This window comes from Pseudomonas sp. YuFO20 (genome assembly GCF_035064975.1).
Classification (GTDB): domain Bacteria; phylum Pseudomonadota; class Gammaproteobacteria; order Pseudomonadales; family Pseudomonadaceae; genus Aquipseudomonas; species Aquipseudomonas putida_AE.
Window position 1 is genome coordinate 73,218 of sequence record NZ_JAXDEO010000027.1, and the last position, 16,970, is coordinate 90,187.

Annotated in this window: 17 protein-coding genes; 10 read left to right on the forward strand and 7 right to left on the reverse strand. The window is 61.6% G+C overall.

Going from position 1 to position 16,970, the window contains the following annotated elements; all coding sequences use genetic code 11:
- Positions 1–119 precede the first annotated feature (119 nt).
- Positions 120–1,205: a DUF1615 domain-containing protein gene (locus SOP85_RS16775; RefSeq protein WP_323627551.1), complete on the forward strand. Its 1,086-nt coding sequence runs from the start codon at positions 120–122 to the stop codon at positions 1,203–1,205.
- A 121-nt stretch (positions 1,206–1,326) separates the two neighbouring features.
- On the forward strand, positions 1,327–1,950 hold the full coding sequence (locus tag SOP85_RS16780; RefSeq protein WP_274077036.1) for a glutathione S-transferase N-terminal domain-containing protein: 624 nt from the start codon (positions 1,327–1,329) through the stop codon (positions 1,948–1,950).
- A gap of 117 nt (positions 1,951–2,067) precedes the next feature.
- Here the strand turns inward: SOP85_RS16780 and SOP85_RS16785 are convergent, their stop codons facing one another.
- The gene (locus tag SOP85_RS16785; RefSeq protein WP_180204955.1) at positions 2,068–2,508 is read right to left on the reverse strand and encodes a CBS domain-containing protein; all 441 of its coding nucleotides are present in this window, start codon (positions 2,506–2,508) and stop codon (positions 2,068–2,070) included.
- A gap of 250 nt (positions 2,509–2,758) precedes the next feature.
- Between SOP85_RS16785 and SOP85_RS16790 the strand changes: the two genes are divergently transcribed.
- Entirely contained in the window at positions 2,759–5,119 is a 2,361-nt protein-coding gene (locus SOP85_RS16790; RefSeq protein ID WP_323627552.1) for a DNA polymerase II, read from the forward strand.
- Here SOP85_RS16790 and SOP85_RS16795 read toward each other — a convergent pair.
- Both SOP85_RS16795 and SOP85_RS16800 read right to left on the reverse strand, forming a co-directional pair.
- Entirely contained in the window at positions 5,084–5,554 is a 471-nt protein-coding gene (locus SOP85_RS16795) for a DUF1810 domain-containing protein (protein ID WP_323627553.1), read from the reverse strand. The genes SOP85_RS16790 and SOP85_RS16795 overlap by 36 nt on opposite strands.
- A 27-nt stretch (positions 5,555–5,581) precedes the next feature.
- On the reverse strand, positions 5,582–6,406 hold the full coding sequence (locus tag SOP85_RS16800; RefSeq protein ID WP_323627554.1) for an aldo/keto reductase: 825 nt from the start codon (positions 6,404–6,406) through the stop codon (positions 5,582–5,584).
- 342 nt (positions 6,407–6,748) lie between these two features.
- Between SOP85_RS16800 and SOP85_RS16805 the strand changes: the two genes are divergently transcribed.
- Together SOP85_RS16805 and SOP85_RS16810 are read left to right on the forward strand one after the other, a co-directional pair.
- Entirely contained in the window at positions 6,749–7,498 is a 750-nt protein-coding gene (locus tag SOP85_RS16805) for a hypothetical protein (RefSeq protein WP_274077032.1), read from the forward strand.
- A gap of 197 nt (positions 7,499–7,695) precedes the next feature.
- Complete coding sequence (locus SOP85_RS16810; protein WP_274077031.1) at positions 7,696–8,481, forward strand: sulfite exporter TauE/SafE family protein; 786 nt, start codon at positions 7,696–7,698, stop codon at positions 8,479–8,481.
- 7 nt (positions 8,482–8,488) lie between these two features.
- On the opposite strand, the gene SOP85_RS16815 is transcribed toward SOP85_RS16810, so the two are convergent.
- The 3 genes from SOP85_RS16815 to speF are packed head-to-tail and all read right to left on the reverse strand — an operon-like array spanning position 8,489 to position 13,025.
- The gene (locus tag SOP85_RS16815) at positions 8,489–9,397 is read right to left on the reverse strand and encodes an amino acid ABC transporter substrate-binding protein (protein ID WP_323627555.1); all 909 of its coding nucleotides are present in this window, start codon (positions 9,395–9,397) and stop codon (positions 8,489–8,491) included.
- A 46-nt stretch (positions 9,398–9,443) separates the two neighbouring features.
- Entirely contained in the window at positions 9,444–10,784 is a 1,341-nt protein-coding gene (gene potE, locus SOP85_RS16820) for a putrescine-ornithine antiporter (protein ID WP_274077029.1), read from the reverse strand.
- Between the two features lie 54 nt (positions 10,785–10,838).
- Positions 10,839–13,025, reverse strand: a complete 2,187-nt coding sequence (gene speF, locus SOP85_RS16825) for an ornithine decarboxylase SpeF (RefSeq protein WP_323627557.1) — start codon at positions 13,023–13,025, stop codon at positions 10,839–10,841.
- 317 nt (positions 13,026–13,342) lie between these two features.
- Between speF and SOP85_RS16830 the strand changes: the two genes are divergently transcribed.
- From SOP85_RS16830 to map, 3 genes are all read left to right on the forward strand, one after another.
- Positions 13,343–14,002: a tetratricopeptide repeat protein gene (locus tag SOP85_RS16830; RefSeq protein ID WP_323627563.1), complete on the forward strand. Its 660-nt coding sequence runs from the start codon at positions 13,343–13,345 to the stop codon at positions 14,000–14,002.
- A 94-nt stretch (positions 14,003–14,096) separates the two neighbouring features.
- A complete protein-coding gene (locus SOP85_RS16835) occupies positions 14,097–14,363 on the forward strand; it encodes a ParD-like family protein (protein ID WP_323627558.1) in 267 nt (88 codons plus the stop codon).
- On the forward strand, positions 14,360–15,154 hold the full coding sequence (gene map, locus SOP85_RS16840; protein ID WP_323627559.1) for a type I methionyl aminopeptidase: 795 nt from the start codon (positions 14,360–14,362) through the stop codon (positions 15,152–15,154). The genes SOP85_RS16835 and map overlap by 4 nt, the downstream gene beginning before the upstream one ends.
- On the opposite strand, the gene SOP85_RS16845 is transcribed toward map, so the two are convergent.
- On the reverse strand, positions 15,141–15,509 hold the full coding sequence (locus tag SOP85_RS16845) for a VOC family protein (protein WP_323627560.1): 369 nt from the start codon (positions 15,507–15,509) through the stop codon (positions 15,141–15,143). The genes map and SOP85_RS16845 overlap by 14 nt on opposite strands.
- A 169-nt stretch (positions 15,510–15,678) precedes the next feature.
- On the opposite strand from SOP85_RS16845, the gene SOP85_RS16850 reads away from it, so the two are divergent.
- Positions 15,679–16,242 (forward strand): DUF4174 domain-containing protein, encoded by a 564-nt coding sequence (locus tag SOP85_RS16850; RefSeq protein ID WP_323627561.1) that lies wholly within the window; start codon positions 15,679–15,681, stop codon positions 16,240–16,242.
- 388 nt (positions 16,243–16,630) lie between these two features.
- A partial coding sequence (locus tag SOP85_RS16860; RefSeq protein ID WP_323627562.1) for a contractile injection system protein, VgrG/Pvc8 family occupies positions 16,631–16,970 on the forward strand: 340 nt, incomplete at its 3' end.

Below are 16,970 nucleotides of genomic sequence, written 5' to 3' on the forward strand. Positions count from 1 at the left end.
CGGTGTGTAGGTAACGTTTCATGGGCACCAGAGGAACAGCCGGGCTCACGCCACGGTCATAGCCTGGGCCATGCCATTGGTCGTATGGTTAACCGGTTAAACGAACGCCCTGGAGCAACATGCAAGCCCATCGATTGATCATGAGCATCACCGCGTTGCTGGTGCTGGCCGGCTGCAGCAGCCAGCGCACCCAGGAACCGCTGGCGCGCAAGCCCGCCGAGGTCAAGGCGCAGATCGTGCGCCTGCTGCCGGCCAAGACCGTCGATCGCCAGGGGTGGGCCACGGACATCTACGCCGCGTTTGCCGCGCAGGACATTGCACCGACCACGCAAAACATTTGTGCGGTGCTGGCGGTCACCGAGCAGGAATCGACCTTCCAGGTTGATCCCCGCGTGCCGGGGCTGGGCAAGATCGCCCGGGAGGAAATCGATCGCCGGGCATCCAAGGCGCATATCCCCGAACTGTTGGTCAGCGGTGCGCTGCGGGTGAGTTCGCCCAACGGCAAGACCTACAGCGACCGGCTGAATGCGGCGCGCAGCGAACGGGAACTGAGCGCGATTTTCGATGACTTCATCGGCATGGTGCCCATGGGCAAGACCCTGTTCGCCGGCTTCAACCCGGTGCACACCGGCGGGCCGATGCAGGTCAGCATCGACTTTGCCGAACAGCAGGCCAAAGGCTATCCGTATCCGGTGGAGGGCTCGATACGACGCGAAGTCTTTACCCGGCGCGGCGGCATGTACTTCGGCATCGCGCATTTGCTCGGTTATCCGGTGAGCTACAAGCAACCCTTGTACCGCTTCGCCGATTTCAACGCCGGTTGGTATGCCAGTCGCAACGCCGCCTTCCAGAACGCCGTAAGCCGGGCCTCGGGCATTCCGCTGGCGCTGGACGGCGACCTGGTCCGCTACGATTCGATCATGCCCGGCAGCACCGAACTGGCGGTGCGCACCTTGGGCAAGCAGCTCGGCATGCGCAACCCGACGATCAGGGATCAATTGGAGGAGGGCAACACCCTGGCGTTCGAGGACAGCGAACTCTATCAGCGGGTTTTCGCCCTGGCCGAACAGGCCGAAGGTCGTGCCCTGCCGCGTGCGGTATTGCCGGGCATCGTGCTGCAAAGCCCGAAAATCACCCGCAAGCTCACCACCGCCTGGTTCGCCAAACGGGTCGACGAGCGTTACCAGCGCTGCATGGCGCGTTGAACGCGGCGCTGCAATTCCCTTGATGGCCGTGATGTTACAGTCGTCGGACGGTCGAGGCGTGGTCGATGGCGCCTTCTACACTGCATAGCGGGTGCTGATCTCGGCCAATCAGGAGGCGTGCATGTATCAACTCTACGGACATCAGAACTCTGGCGCGGCAGCGATCGAGGCCGCACTGGAGCTGTGCGAGATCGCCTATCGCTTCATCGATGTCGAGACCTCCCCGGAGGCCGCCCAGGCACTGGAGAAGCTCAATCCGCTCAAGCAGATCCCGACGCTGCAACTGCCCGACGGCGGCATCCTCACCGAGAGCGCGGCGATCCTGATTCATCTCGGGCTGACGTTTCCCCAGTCGAACCTGTTGCCGGCCGACCCTGCCGACCGTGACCAGGCCATTCGTGGCCTGGCGTTCATCGTCAGCAATTGTTATGCGGCCATCGGCATCATCGATTACCCCGAACGCTGGCTGGCCGGGGCGGATGAAGCGTCGCGGCAAAACCTCATGGCCGGTGCCCGGCAGCGTCTGCACTGGAGTTGGGAAGTGTTTGCCGACCAGTTTTCCGCGGAGTTGTATTTGGGTGACGAGACACCGGGAGCGCTGGATGTGCTGGCGGCGGTGGTTACGCGGTGGGCGGGCAGCCGCGAGCATTTGCGCCGTACCCGGCCGGGTTTTTCCGCCTGGCTGGAACGGATTGACCGGCACCCGACATTGGCGCCGGTGTTTGCCCGGCATTGGCCTTCGTAAACTCATCAACTCCTCCCCCTGTGGGAGCGAGCTTGCTCGCGATGGTGTGTCAGTCGACACCTGTGCAGCTGATCCACCATCGCGAGCAAGCTCGCTCCTACAGGTACAGAGGAATCGTCATTCGCCGCGGATGTATTGCTCCAGCTGGCGAATCAGCTCGGCCTGTTCGGCGATGGCTTCCTTGACGAGGTCGCCGATCGACAGCAGGCCGATCAACTTGCCGTTTTCCACCACCGGCAGGTGGCGCAGGCGTCTGTCGGACATGATGCCCAGGCAGGTGTCGACGGTTTGATGGGTGTCCACGGTAATGACGGGCGATACCATGATGTCGCGTACCGGCGTACCCACGGAGGACCGGCCATGCAGCACCAGTTTGCGCGCGTAGTCGCGTTCACTGATGATGCCCAGCACCTCGTCATTCTCCACCACCAGCAAGGCACCGACGTTTTTTTCAGCCATCTTCATCAGCGCTTCGAGCACCATGTGATCCGGTTTGATCTGGTGCACTTCCTGGTTCTTCTGATCTTTCATCTTGAGCAGTTGCGCGACGGTTTTCATGGCGGTTTCCCGGGTGTTGTCGTTGTCCTTGAAGGATCGTAGACCCAGGCGTTGAGGGCAAGGGCGAATGCGGCAGATAGCATGCAAAAAACGTCATCCGGCGGTTTTTTTCTGTTAAACCAAAAAGATCGCAGCCTTCGGCAGCTCCTACAGGGGAAATGCGTTCTTCTGTAGCAGCTGCCGAAGGCTGCGATCTTTTCCAGGCTAACGCGTAGAATCACCCTCTGAATCAACGTTGAGGTTTGCAGTGGTGGATTTACCCCAGGGCTTCGTCCTGACCCGGCATTGGCGCGACACACCGGCGGGCACCGAAGTCGAGTTCTGGCTGGCGACCGACAGCGGCCCCCGGCGCATCCGCCTGCCTCATCAGCCGTCGGTGGCGTTCATCCCGGCCGAGCAGCGCGAGCAGGCCGAGGCGCTGTTGCGCGACGAAAAGAACGTCGAGCTCAAGCCCCTGGCCCTGCTGGATTTCGAACATCGCCCGGTGCTCGGCCTGTATTGCCAGCAGCACGGGCAACTGATGCGCCTGGAAACCGCGCTGCGCCGGGCAGGCGTCGAAGTGTACGAGGCCGATGTGCGCCCGCCGGAGCGCTACATGATGGAGCGGTTCATTACCGCACCGGTACGTTTTGGCGGTACACCGGATGCCGATGGCCTGCTGCTCGATGCACAGATGAAACCCGACCCCGACTATCGGCCCAGCCTGAAACTGGTGTCCCTGGACATCGAGACCACCGCCCAGGCAGAGTTGTATTCCATCGCCCTGGAAGGCTGCGGCGAGCGTCAGGTCTACATGCTCGGCCCGCCCAATGGCGACCACAGCGCAGTGGATTTCCAACTTGAGTACTGCGAGTCGCGAACCCTGCTGCTGAAAAAGCTCAATGAATGGTTCGCCCGCCACGACCCTGACGCCATCATCGGCTGGAACGTCGTGCAGTTCGACCTGCGGGTGTTGCACGAGCACGCCCGGCGCCTGGGCGTGCCGTTGAAACTGGGGCGTGGCGGCGAGGAAATGCAATGGCGCGAACACGGCAGCGGCAACCATTACTTTGCCTCCGCCGCCGGCCGGCTGATCATCGACGGCATCGAATCCTTGCGCTCGGCGACCTGGAGTTTCCCCTCTTTCAGCCTGGAAAACGTCGCGCAAACCCTGCTGGGCGAAGGCAAGGCGATCGATAACCCGTACCAGCGCATGGATGAAATCAACCGCATGTTCGCCGAGGACAAGCCGGCGCTGGCCAAGTACAACCTCAAGGACTGCGAGCTGGTCACGCGGATCTTCGCCAAGACCGAGCTGCTCAAGTTTCTGCTGGAGCGGGCCAGTGTCACCGGGTTGCCGGCCGATCGCATGGGCGGCTCAGTGGCCGCGTTCACCCACCTGTACATGCCGCTGATGCATCGCCAGGGCTTCGTGGCGCCCAACCTTGGCAGCAAGCCGGCGCAAGCCAGCCCCGGCGGTTTTGTCATGGACTCGCAGCCGGGGCTGTACGAGTCGGTACTGGTTTTCGACTACAAAAGCCTCTATCCGTCGATCATCCGCACCTTCCTCATCGACCCGGTAGGCCTGATCGAAGGGCTCAAGCACCCCGACAACCAGGACTCGGTACCGGGTTTTCGCGGCGCACGGTTCTCCCGCACCCGGCATTGCCTGCCGGCCATCGTCGCCCGGGTCGCCGAAGGCCGGGAAACCGCCAAGCGAGAGCACAACGCGCCGCTGTCCCAGGCGCTGAAGATCATCATGAACGCGTTCTATGGCGTGCTGGGCTCCAGTGGCTGCCGCTTCTTCGACACGCGCCTGGCGTCATCCATCACCTTGCGTGGCCACGAGATCATGCTGCGCACCCGTGAGCTGATCGAGGCCCAGGGCCACACGGTGATCTACGGCGACACCGACTCCACCTTCGTCTGGCTGCGGCGCGCCCACGGCCAGCAGGAAGCCGCGCAGATCGGCCGCGCGCTGGTCGATCACGTCAACCAGTGGTGGCGCGAGCATGTACGCCGCGAGTACGGCCTGGAGAGCGTGCTGGAGCTGCAGTTCGAAACCCACTACAAACGCTTCCTCATGCCGACCATTCGCGGTGCGGAGGAGGGCAGCAAGAAGCGTTACGCGGGGTTGGTCACGCGCGCCGATGGCAGTGACGAGATGGTCTACAAGGGCCTGGAAACCGTGCGCACCGACTGGTCGCTGCTGGCCCGGCAATTCCAGCAGGAGCTGTATTCGCTGATCTTCCACCGCAAGCCCTATCAGGACTATGTGCGCGAGTACGTGCGCAAGACCCTGGCCGGTGAGTTCGACGAGCGTTTGATCTACCGCAAGCGCCTGCGCCGCACGCTTGACGACTACCAGCGCAACGTCCCGCCTCATGTAAGGGCGGCGCGCATCGCCGATGATTACAACGATCGCCAGGGCCGCCCGCGGCAGTACCAGAATGGCGGCTGGATCAGCTACGTGATCACCGTCGCCGGCCCCGAGCCGCTGGAAATCCGCAGTGCGCCGATCGATTACGACCACTACATCAGTCGGCAGCTGCAACCGGTGGCGGACGCGATCCTGCCGTTTGTCGACGATGATTTCTCAACCCTGGTGGGGGGGCAACTGGGCTTGTTTTGAGTCCATCAGCGACAGCGTCCAGTCATCCAGGATGCCGTGGAAATACTGGTTCAAGGCTTGATGAAAGAGGCTGTCGGCGGCCGCTATCTGGGCAAACAAGGTCATCGAGGAGCGAAACTTCAGGTCGTCGGGATGGCCGAAAATCGCTGCCACCGAGCGCTGCGGGATGTCCAGCACTTGCTGGGTACAAGTCCTTAGCCGGGCACCCAGCAGCGGGTGGTCGAGGTAGGCCTGTGCTTCCTGCCGGGAGCGGATCGCGAAGCGGCGCGACATGTCGCTGTCACCCAGCCCGGCAAATTGCGGAAAAATGAACCACATCCAGTGACTGCGCTTGTGGCCGGCCTCCAGTTCGGTTTGAACCCGGTCGAACACCGGGTTCTGCGCCTGGATAAAGCGTTGCAGGTTAAAGACGTCCGGTTGATCGGTGCTTCTCATATCGAAGCCCTCTGTCACCGCGATGGCTTAGACCATGGCCAACCGCTGCTTGCGTTTGGGCGCCTGAAACGCTTGGTCCAGCGCCTCCAGATCCCCAGCCTCCAGCTTCAACCGTGCCGCTTGCGCATTGAGTTGCACATGTTCCGGGCGGACAGCCTTGGGGATGGCGATCACGCCGTCCTGGCGCAGCAGCCATGCCAGCGCGACCTGGGCAGGCGTGGCGTCGTGGCCAGCAGCTACTTGTTTGAGCGTAGCATTGGCCAGCATGTTCCCTGCCTGGCCGATCGGACAATAGGCCATGACCGGCATCCCGTGTGCCTTGCACCAGGGCAAGAGATCGAATTCTATGCCGCGCTCTTCCAGGTTGTAGAGTACCTGATTGGTGGCGCAGGCCTCCTTTGCCGGGAGTTCCAGCATGTCGTCGAGATCAAGGTTGGACACGCCCCAACGGCCAATCTTGCCGGCTTCACGCAGGCGTTCGAAGGCCTCGACCGTTTCTTCCAGGGGATACTGGCCCCGCCAATGCAACAGGTACAGATCGATAGTCTCGGTTTTCAGCCGCCGCAGGCTGCGCTCGCACGCCTGGGGAATGCCCTGGCGGCTGGCGTTGTGCGGGTAGACCTTGCTGACGAGAAAGACCCGGTCGCGCTGGCCGGCGATGGCATCACCCACCACGATCTCGGCGCCGCCTTCGGCGTACATTTCTGCGGTGTCGATCAGGGTCATGCCCAGGTCGATGCCCAGGCGCAGGGCGGCGACTTCCTCTTTATGTCGGGCGGGGTCTTCGCCCATTTGCCAGGTGCCCTGGCCGATCACGGGCACTTGGGTGCCGGCCAATTGCTGGGTGCGCATGCTTGCTCCTTTTAGTGATATTTCGGTTGGCATCAGGATAGACCCAAGGGTTCCATCCCGACGGCCAACTGCACGCGGATGTACCCGATCCCCTGCAGGAGCTGGCTTGCCAGCGATTAACGCCAGAGCGCCGCGATGAACCTGACATCACGCGTTATCGTTGACGACCATCGCTGGCAAGCTAGCTCCTACAAGGTAAGCGGCTGCGTTCCGGTTCTGCTCCCAAAACTGCCGGTGATCGATTGCCAACCCTCGCCACCGCACTTTTCCCCATCTATCGGCTCTATCCATTGCCAGCCGACGGCGATCCCCACCGCCGGCCCATGTCCAAGTTCAATGCCCATGGCCCAAGTTTCACCCCACATCATCCGCTCAATCCGTCGCCATCGCCTGCTACTGGCCGGCCTGTCGCTGTTGCTGGCCAGCGGTTGCAGCCACCAACCCGGCAACGACCTGTTCACCCAGATACGCGAAGGCAAACCCCAGGAGTTCCTCCAAACCAGCGTCGACCGCATGGCCACGCTGGCCATGCGCGACAACCTCGACAGCCTTTACCTGCTGATGGGCAAGCTGTACCTGCGCAACCCCGAGGAATTGAAGAAATCCGGCTTCCTCGATGCCCGTACCGCCGGCAAGCAGGTGCGCATGGCCATTGAGCAGCAGCAGCCCTTGCCCACGCTGGGGAACAAGAAGGATCTGGCGGCGCTGCGGTTTGCCATGAGCCCTGAGTTTCTCGGCGATCGGGTCGGTGCGTTCATCTATGCCATCGGCAGCATGCTGGTCACCGCCCACGGCAATCGCCTGGAGTTCTACATGACGGACGCGATCAACCCGACGTTCGTCAGCAATGCCGCGCGCAACATCGAGATCGCCACCTGGATCCTCAGTCAGCGGCAGAACAAGGACGGCCAGCCCATGCTGTTCTCCAACGAAATCTCGGAGGAGGGCAGCAACCTGAGTTTCGCCGTGGAGTTCGGCAAGATCGTCGCGCGCCTGGACCTGGTGACCCAGATGCTCGACGAACGCTACCGGCGGATCGGCCTGAATTATGCCCAGAGCCTGCTGTTCCTGAATTTCCTGCCGGTGCAATGACCCACCCCTTTGTAGGAGCTGCCGAAGGCTGCGATCTTTTGATCTTCAAAAACCAGATCAAAAGATCGCAGCCTTCGGCAGCTCCTACAGGTCGTGATGAGATCGGGGTATAAAGATAGATCGCATCGATATAACTGGTTATAAGAAATGTCGCTATGCTGCGGGCCAGTTATTCCCTGCGGTTTGTGGACGTATCAATGGATCTATTGAATTTCGGGTTGGTCGTGGCCGGGCTGGTGGTCGGCTTCATCGTCGGCATGACGGGCGTCGGTGGCGGGTCGTTGATGACCCCCATCCTGCTATGGTTCGGCATCAACCCGGCAACCGCGGTCGGCACCGATCTGCTGTACGCGGCCATCACCAAATCCAGCGGCGTCCTGGTTCACCGCAAGAACAACAACATCGACTGGTCGATCACCGGTTGGCTGACCCTCGGCAGCGTGCCGGCGGTGGCGTTGACGTTGTGGTTCCTGAGCAGTCTGAACGAAGCACCCGACGCGATGAACGCGATCATCAAGCAGGCGTTGGGCTTTGTCCTGTTCGCCACGGCGTTGGCGATCCTGTTCAAGAAACGCCTGCTCGATTTCGCCCACAAGCGCGCGGGCGGCAACTACAACCCCAGCGGTGCGCGCCTCAATGTCCTGACCGTGATCACCGGCCTGGTGCTGGGCGCCATGGTCGCCTTGACCTCGATCGGCGCGGGTGCCCTGGGCACCGTGGCGTTGTTCATCCTCTATCCGTTGCTGCCGACCCGCCGCCTGGTCGGCACCGAAATCGCCCACGCCGTGCCCCTGACCCTGGTCGCCGGCCTTGGCCATGCGAGCATGGGCAACATGGACTGGCACGTACTCGGTTATCTGCTGGTCGGTTCGTTGCCGGGGATTTACCTGGGCAGCCACCTGACCGGGCGCATCTCCGATGAAGTGTTGCGTCCTTGCCTGGCGACCATGCTGGTATTGATCGGCTACAAACTGGCGTTCTGAGAAATCCTCACGGCAATGCATACACCCGGAACAGCTTCTTCATCGTCTCGTTGATCCCGCCCAGGTACTTGTCGTACTCCTGCTCGATGGCGCCGGAGCGATAAGCCTCGCTCAGTGCCATATCGACCAGCAGCCGGAAGTCTTCGTCACCGCGTTCGACGATCATGGCCACCGGGGAGAACTCGAAGATGCGGTCCAGGACCATCAGGTCATTGTTGGCGCCGCCTTTGGCCACCTGGTTTTTCAGGAGCATGCGCTCGGAGAAGAACGCATCGGCCTTGCGCGTGGCGACCATCGCTGCACCTTCTTCGGTATTGGCCACCGTCACCAGCGAAGCGATCACGCCGAGCATGCGCATCTGTTCGCGAATCCAGTCTTCGACTACACCGCCCTCGACGGTGGCGTAGGTCTGGTTGGCCAGGCCGCGGTTGATCGTCGCCCGCCAGGTCGGGCCGGGGATGGCTTCCTTGCCGTTGAGCGCGTTGAGCAGCGGTTCGGTGGCATCCTTGCGCACCAGTACCGAGAGGCCGGCGGTGTACACCGGTATCGAGTAGCTGATGGTCTTGCGCCGTTCGAGGGTGGGCGGGGTGGGCGTGCAGAGGATGTCGACCTTGCCCAGTTTCACCGCGCTGGTCTCTTCGGCAGACGTGACGGGCTGGTAGCGCACCTGCAGGTTGGGCAGGTCGAGTTCGCTCTTGAGCTTGTCGGCGATCTTCAGGCACAGGTCGATGGCATAACCGCTGGCTTTGTCGCCATCCTGGACGCTGAAGGGCGACAGGTCCGGCACGTAGCCCAGGGTAAAGGCATTGCTGGCGCGGATGCGCTCCAGGGTGTTGGCACTCGCCACCATCGGCAGGGCGGTGACCACCAGGGCCAGCAGCAGGCGGGTGGTTTTTGCAGCAAAAGGTACGTTCATGTCCGGTTTCCCCGTGTACAAGTCTGAGCAGTCCTGATTGCCATGCCTAAACATTGCCGGTCCTGGCCTGGGTGACGGTGGGCGCGTCGACGAAACGCTTGGCGAGGAAGCCATAGAGCAGGTAGCCAAAGGCGAGCACCAGGGTGCCGCCCAATACGGCGTCCTTGCCGCAGGCATACAGGGCGTACAACGAGTAGGCCACCGCCACCAGCAACACCACCACGTTGCGCGAGTACACCGCGGGCCCCACCTGGGCCTTGTGCATGATCACCAGCAAACCGGTCAACGCCGTGATGTACGGGATCAGGTTGGTCACGGCCGCCAGGCTCACCAGTTTGCTGAACTGTGCAGCGGCATCGGGCGAGATGGTCGACACGGCCATGAGCGTCTGCAGCACGCCGCAGACGATCATGCCGATCACGGGGGCATCGCTGGCGTTGACCTTGCTGAACAGCTTGAGAAACAGGTTCTGGTCGGCGGTCATCTTCGCGGTCTGGGCCAGGGTGAACTGCCAGCCCAGCAGCGAGCCCACGCAGGCCATGACCGCCAGGGCCATGACAATGTTACCCACCAGCGGGCTGAACATCTTGGCGTAGACCAGCGCGAACGGTGCCGAGGAGTTGGCCAGTTCGGCGTTGGGAATGATGCCCTGGATAACCGTGGTCGACAGCACATAGACCGTGGCTGCACCGAGGGTGCCGAACAGGCAGGCCAGCGGTACGTTGCGCTTGGGGTCTTCCACCGCATCGGTGGCCTGGGCCGCCGATTCCATGCCGAGGAAGGCCCACAGGGTCAGGGGGATGGCCTTGCCGATGGCGTCGGAGATCGCCAGGTTGTTGGGGTTCCAGGCGGCTTCCAGCACGTTGGCATCGAACCAGAACCAGCCGATGATGCACAGGCCCGCCACCGGAATGATCACGCCCCACACGGTGATCGCGCCGATCTTGCCGGTGATGCTGGGGCCACCGAAGTTGGCGATGATGGTAATCCAGATCAGCCCGACCGTGCCGACGAACAGCGGGATGGCTCCCGTGCTCAGCCAGGGCAGGAAGGCGCTCATGTAGCCCACCGCCGAGATCGCGACGGCGACGTTGGCGATCGCCAGGGACAGGAAGTACAGGTACGAGCAGAGGAAGAACCCCGACTTCGCATGGGCTTCTTCGGTGTAGGCGGACAAGCCGCCGGAACGCGCGCAGAACACCCCGCACTGGGCGAAGCAATAGGCAATGGCCATCGAGCCGATCGCCGTGAAAATCCACGACAACAGCGAGACGGCACCCAGTTGGGCCATGTTGGTGGGGAGCATGATGATGCCTGAGCCCATCATGTTGACCGTTACCAGGGTGGTGAGCCCCATCAGGCCCATTTTCTTGCTTGAATCTGCCATCGCACACTCCTTGCTGTAAGTCGCAGGAAACGCTGATCTTTCAATGGGGCGAGGTCAGGCCTTGAGCACGTATCCGTAAGCGCGAATGCGGCCGCCTTGTTCCTTCAGGTACACGCCTTGCAGTTCCGGCGTGAAGCCGGGCAACGCGTTGATGCCGTCTTCCAACGCGAGGAAATACTTGAGCACCGCACCACCCCAGATTTCCCCCGGCACCACGCACAGCACACCGGGTGGATAGGGCAGTGCCCCTTCGGCCGCAATACGACCGTCGGCATCGGCCAACGCGACCAGCTCGACATTGCCGCGGATGTATTCGATCTGCGCCTGTTGCGGGTTCATGGCTTTTTTCGGGAAGTGTTCCTTGCGGAACATGTCCTTTTGCAACTGCTGCACGTTATGGCTGCGGTAGAGGTCGTGCATTTCCTGGCAGAGCTGGCGGATGGTGTAGTTGCGGTAACGGTCCTCGAACCGGGCGTAGATGGCCGGCAGTACTCGGCTCATGGGCGCGTCATCGCTGAGGAACTGCTCGAAGCGCGCCAGTTGCGCGGCCAGATGGCTCATCTTCGCCCAGTCTTCGGCGGGCGTGAGCAGGAACAGGATCGAGTTGAGGTCACACTTCTCCGGGACGATGCCGTTCTGGCGCAGGAAGTTGGCCAGGATGCCGGCGTGGATGCCGAAGTCGGTGTAGCTGCCATCAATCGGGTCGATCCCGGGGGTGGTGAACAGCAGCTTGCAGGGGTCGATGAAGTATTGCTTGTCGGCATAGCCGGGGAAGGCGTGCCAGCGATCCTTGGGGTGGAACTCGAAGAAGCGCAGGTCGCTGGCGATGGCGTCGGTGGGGTGGTCCTGCCAGGGGCGACCGTCGATGGTTTCCGGCACGAAGGGGCGCACCAGCGTGCAGGCTTCGAGGATCAGCTTGCGTGCATTGATGCCGAACTTCACGCAGTCTTCCCACAGGCGCAAGCCACTGCGGCCGGCGTGGATGCGCGCATTCACATCCAGCGAGGCGAACAGCGGGTAGAACGGGCTGGTGGAGGCCTGGGCCATGAACGCGTTGTTCAACCGCGCGTGATTGCAGTAGCGCGCCTGGCCCTTGATGTGGCGGTCCTTCTTGTGGATCTGCGAGGCCTGGGAGAAGCCGGCCTGTTGCTTGTGCACCGATTGCGTGACGAAGATGCCCGGGTCGTCTTCGCCCAGGTCCAGCAGCATCGGCGAGCAATCCTTCATCATCGGGATGAACTGCTCGTAGCCCACCCACGCCGAGTCGAACAGGATGTAATCGCACAGCTTGCCGATGCGGTCGACCACCTGGCGCGCGTTGTAGATGGTGCCGTCATAGGTGCCCAACTGGATGATCGCCAGGCGAAACGGTCGCGGTAGCTGGGCCTTGTCCGGGGCGACTTCCTTGATCAGCTCGCGCAGGTAGTCTTCTTCAAAGCAATGGGCATCGATGCCGCCGATGAAGCCGTAGGGGTTGCGCGCGGTTTCCAGGTACACCGGCGTGGCACCGGCCTGGATCAATGCCCCCTGGTGGTTGGACTTGTGGTTGTTGCGGTCGAACAGCACCAGGTCGCCAGGTGTCAGCAACGCATTGGTGACCACCTTGTTCGACGCCGAGGTGCCGTTGAGCACGAAGTAGGTCTTGTCCGCGTTGAACACTGTGGCGGCATGCTTTTGCGCCAGCAGGGCCGGGCCTTCGTGGATCAGCAGGTCGCCGAGCTTGACGTCGGCGTTGCACATGTCGGCGCGGAACAGGGTTTCGCCGAAGAAATCGAAGAACTGGCGGCCGGCGGGGTGCTTTCGAAAGAATTGTCCGCCCTGGTGGCCGGGGCAGGCGAAGGTCGCATTGGCGGCCTCGGTGTAGAGCTTGAGGGCGTCGAAGAAGGGCGGCAACAGATTTTCTTCATAGGCCTTGGCGGCTGTTTCCAGCTGATTGCCGTAGTACTCGGCATTGTAGCTGGAGAGGTCAAACACTCCGTTGACCAGTAGGATGACCTCGTGCAGGCGCTTGTAGACATCGAGTGCACGGTTGCCGGCACCGCCGCGAGGGACCACCAGGAATAGGGGGATGTCGAAACCTGTTCGTTGAATGGCATCGAGCGCGCCGCCCATGACATCGTCGACGGTCAGTACCGCGGCGGCAACATCGGTGAAGTCGGTTTGATCCAGGGCAACGATCGGGCGGGAAGTATGGAAGCAATCTAGAACGGTATGGCCTGCTGCGACTTTCAAACCATTCATAACCAGAGTCTCGTGGTCTGTCCTGACGTTGAGTGACCGGGGACCAGCGACTGCACGGGTGCTTGGGGCCGGGATCAATACTGATTGCCCAATTGGGTATAGTTGATTTTCCTGAAGTTGAAAATTTAATGATGTGTGCGGGAGCAGGTCCTGTCGGTTCGACTGGCAGAGGTCGAACGTGGGCTGAAGTGGCCGTGGCAACGGGAACTTCAGGGTGCAGGCCAGGTCAGTAGGGGCCCTGTATCGGAGATTCCGAGCAGTGCTGGTGGCCTGCTTTCATGGCGGTGCCCTCCGAGATCAGCCGAGTCTGCCCCCTGATGCCAACCAAGCGTTTCCTGCCCAGCTTCCTCCTGGCGTTTTGCGCCGTCGCGTCGTTTGGCCCGGTGGCTGCCGAGCGAAAAACGCCCGCGCAAAGCAATAGTGCCTCAACCGCCCTGATCGAAACCGCCTCGCGGCAGTATGAAAGTGGCCAGCTGGACCAGGCCGCCGCCACGCTGGAGCGTGCCCTGCATATCCAGCCGAACAATCCCGCGACCCTGCATTACCTCGGCGTGCTGCGCCTGCAGCAGGGGCAATACCAGCAGGCGCAAACCCTGGCGTTGCGCTCGAACATGCGGATTACAGGCAACGAGGCGTTACGCAACCGCAATCTCCAGTTGATCCAGGCGGCGCAGCAGGCCCAGGCTTCGGGTATCCCGCCCAAGGCGCAGGAGAATCCGGTTGCCGTACAGAAGGCGCGCGAAGCGGAAGTGGCCGCGGCGACTGCCGGGCCACAGAGTGCAGGACAATTCAAGGTGGCTGCGCTGGAGCCAGAGCCTGCGTCCGATGAGATAACGATTCCCCGCGGCCATTGGCCGCCCCCAGGCCAATGCCGCATCTGGTTCGCCGATCGCCAGCCGGGGCAACAGCCCCCGCCCGGCAGTTGCAAGAAGCTGCGCAAGCGGGTTCCGCCAGGCGCCGTCCTGATGCAGGGTTGAGTATTCTTCTGGCTGAACCCAGTGCCAGAAATTGCGCTCCAGCACCTGAAACGATTAGTATATGTTTCATATATATTTCGTATCGGGAAAGTAGATGGGTATCGTCAAGATTTCAGAAGACATGCATGAGAACCTGCGCGTCGCCAGCGATGCGCTGAGTCGCTCGATCAATGCGCAAGCCGAACACTGGATGCGCATCGGGATGCTGGCCGAGCTACATCCAGAATTGAATCACAGCGACATCTGCCGCCTGCTCATTCGTGCCGAACTGGCCGGTGGCCTTGATGTAAAACAGCTCTGTGCGATCGCGGATGTTTCCCAAGCCTCGCCGGTTCATGCAACGTCCGGGGGCAAGCAATGAAGGCCAATATCAAGCTCAATACCCCGGCAGAAATAGCCCAGTCGCGCGCGGCGGCCACGCTGGCGGCCGAAGTGCTGGCGATGATCACGCCCCATGTGCAAGCAGGGGTCACCACCGACGAACTCGATCGGCTTTGTCACGACTATATCGTCAACGTACAGAAAGCCATTCCAGGCAATGTCGGCTACCACGGCTTTCCCAAGACCGTATGCGCCTCCGTCAACGAAGTGGTCTGCCATGGCATCCCTTCGAACAGGGTATTGAAGGATGGCGACATCCTGAACATCGACATTGCCGTGATCAAGGACGGTTGGTACGGCGACACCAGCCGCATGTACTTCGTGGGCGAACCCAGCCCGCAGGCACGACGCCTGGTCAAGACGGCCTATGACGCCATGTGCGCCGGCATCCGCATGGTCCGCCCCGGCGCTACGCTGGGCGACATTGGGCATGCCATCCAGAAGGTGGCGGAAGATGACGGGTTCAGTGTCGTGCGCGAATACTGCGGTCACGGTATCGGCAAGATCTATCACGATGAACCGCAAATCCTTCACTACGGCTACCCAGGCCAGGGAATGAAGTTGAAAGCCGGCATGATCTTCACCATCGAGCCGATGTTGAACCTGGGCAAGCGCCACGTCAAAACCCTGGCCGACGGCTGGACCGTGGTCACCAAGGATCACTCCCTTTCAGCCCAGTGGGAGCATATGGTGGCGGTCACTGAAGATGGCTTCCAGGTGTTGACGACCTGGCCGGACAGCAGCGATGAGTATCCCGCTATTCGCGGGTGAAGATCTCCAGCAGATGCCCGTCCGGGTCATCGAAATACACCCGCCGTCCGCCGCCATGGTCATTGATCTCACCCGGCCGCTGCTTGCCCGGATCGGCCCACCATGGCTGCCCGGTTGCTTGCAGGCGGGCGAAGGCCTGGTCGAAGTCGTCGTCGCCGAGCAGGAACGCGTAATGCTGCGAGGCGATCGACGGGTCGTTGTCGTAGAAGTCCAGCGACACCTGGTTGTCGAGCCTGACGACCAGCATCGGCCCGAAGGGCTCCGGCGCCGGGAGGCCGAGCAGTTCAACGAGGAAACAGGCCGACCGTTGTTTGTCGCGGCACCAGACGATGGTGTGGTTCAGTCGAACGCTCATGCACGGCTCCTCATGAGGTTTATTTCATGCTTTCAGATTAGCCCAGCCTGTTGCGCAATGACCGCCCTGACCTAAGCTTGGAGCAAGGTGAAACACATTTGCCAAGCGTCACCGGAACGAACGCCGCGATGCGCAATCATTAGAGCGTGGATATCAAAAGGAGATGCGCATGCTCATCAGGTCACTGACCCTGGCTACCTTGCTGGCGATTGCCGGCCCCTTGTTCGCCGCCGATGGCGATTCACCTCTGGATATCGACAAGGGCAGGGCCCGGCCGCTGATCGTGATTGCCTCGAGCACCGTCGACCCGGTCTGGGTCAACCTGAAAAAGTCCCTGGAAGATCCGGCCAACAAGCAGGGTGTCGCCGAGCGCAACATCCGGGTGTACAGCGTGCTGAACACGTCCGGCCAACTGGACGGCAAGGACCTCGGCCAACAGGACACCATGGCCTTGATCCGTGCGCTGAAACTGGGGGCCGGCGCGTTGCCCAAAGTGATCCTGATGGGCAAGGACGGCGAGAAGAAACTCGAAAGCTCGGGGGATGAATCCAGGTCGGTCGACCTGAAGAAAATCTTCGACACCGTCGATGCCTTGCCGGCGGCAGAGAAGGAAGCAGCGGCGCCAACGCCACCTCCGGTTGCCGAAACCCCACCGCCCAAAGGGACCGCCAAGGCTGCAAAAAACGGCAAACCGGCAAAACCGGCCAAGCCACCGGAAATGCCGGATGATTGAGGCTTTACCTGTTTACCACTGGTAGCGATAACCCGCCGTTACCGCCCAGGGCTGCGTAGGCAAGGGCCCGGGGATTGGCCTGGTCTTCCACACCTGCGTACAGCTGCCACCCTCATGTAGGAGCGAGCTTGCTCGCGAAAAAACCGAGATGGCCGCGGGGTGTCAGGCTTACAGAGTTTTCGTTAACGACCATCGCGAGCAAGCTCGCTCCTACAGGGTTGTCCGATACTTTTAACCCCGGTGTTCCAATACAGAAAAGCCCTACACCCTTCTCAGAAACGTCCCATTTCCAACTTATTCAACTTAACCAAAGCTTTCATCCATCAGGACCTGGGTGAACGCAAAACCCTTCCTGCAAATTCTCCCCGCAGACCAGGAAGGACTGACCATGAGCACGCCTCCGCGCATCTTTTTCGACCACACTCGCCACAAATTTGCCATCCGCTGGTTCGACGCCGTCTTCGACGTCCTGGCCTTCGAGGGCGAAGAACACCTCAGCCAGCCCTTCAGCTACCGCATCGAATTCACCTGCACCAATCAGGACCTCAGCGCCGAGCAGATGCTCAACAAGGACGCCAGTTTCAGCCTGTACCCCTCGCCGCCAAAGCCACCTTACCCAGGCTTTCCAGCGCCCGAGTACAAGCCATTGCGCAGCCTGTACGGCATGGTCAACAACTTCCAGCGCCTGTCCAGCTCCCGCGACGAAGCCCGCTATGAAATCACCCTGC

Bases quoted from the DNA above. Each gene is read 5' to 3' on its own strand.
- SOP85_RS16815 (WP_323627555.1), bottom strand. From the start codon at position 9,397: ATGAACGTACCTTTTGCTGCAAAAACCACCCGCCTGCTGCTGGCCCTG.
- SOP85_RS16835 (WP_323627558.1), top strand. From the start codon at position 14,097: ATGGGTATCGTCAAGATTTCAGAAGACATGCATGAGAACCTGCGCGTC.
- SOP85_RS16845 (WP_323627560.1), bottom strand. From the start codon at position 15,509: ATGAGCGTTCGACTGAACCACACCATCGTCTGGTGCCGCGACAAACAA.
- SOP85_RS16780 (WP_274077036.1), top strand. From the start codon at position 1,327: ATGTATCAACTCTACGGACATCAGAACTCTGGCGCGGCAGCGATCGAG.
- SOP85_RS16805 (WP_274077032.1), top strand. From the start codon at position 6,749: ATGGCCCAAGTTTCACCCCACATCATCCGCTCAATCCGTCGCCATCGC.
- potE (WP_274077029.1), bottom strand. From the start codon at position 10,784: ATGGCAGATTCAAGCAAGAAAATGGGCCTGATGGGGCTCACCACCCTG.
- SOP85_RS16800 (WP_323627554.1), bottom strand. From the start codon at position 6,406: ATGCGCACCCAGCAATTGGCCGGCACCCAAGTGCCCGTGATCGGCCAG.
- SOP85_RS16850 (WP_323627561.1), top strand. From the start codon at position 15,679: ATGCTCATCAGGTCACTGACCCTGGCTACCTTGCTGGCGATTGCCGGC.
- SOP85_RS16775 (WP_323627551.1), top strand. From the start codon at position 120: ATGCAAGCCCATCGATTGATCATGAGCATCACCGCGTTGCTGGTGCTG.
- SOP85_RS16810 (WP_274077031.1), top strand. From the start codon at position 7,696: ATGGATCTATTGAATTTCGGGTTGGTCGTGGCCGGGCTGGTGGTCGGC.
- speF (WP_323627557.1), bottom strand. From the start codon at position 13,025: ATGAATGGTTTGAAAGTCGCAGCAGGCCATACCGTTCTAGATTGCTTC.
- SOP85_RS16795 (WP_323627553.1), bottom strand. From the start codon at position 5,554: ATGAGAAGCACCGATCAACCGGACGTCTTTAACCTGCAACGCTTTATC.
- SOP85_RS16830 (WP_323627563.1), top strand. From the start codon at position 13,343: ATGCCAACCAAGCGTTTCCTGCCCAGCTTCCTCCTGGCGTTTTGCGCC.
- map (WP_323627559.1), top strand. From the start codon at position 14,360: ATGAAGGCCAATATCAAGCTCAATACCCCGGCAGAAATAGCCCAGTCG.
- SOP85_RS16785 (WP_180204955.1), bottom strand. From the start codon at position 2,508: ATGAAAACCGTCGCGCAACTGCTCAAGATGAAAGATCAGAAGAACCAG.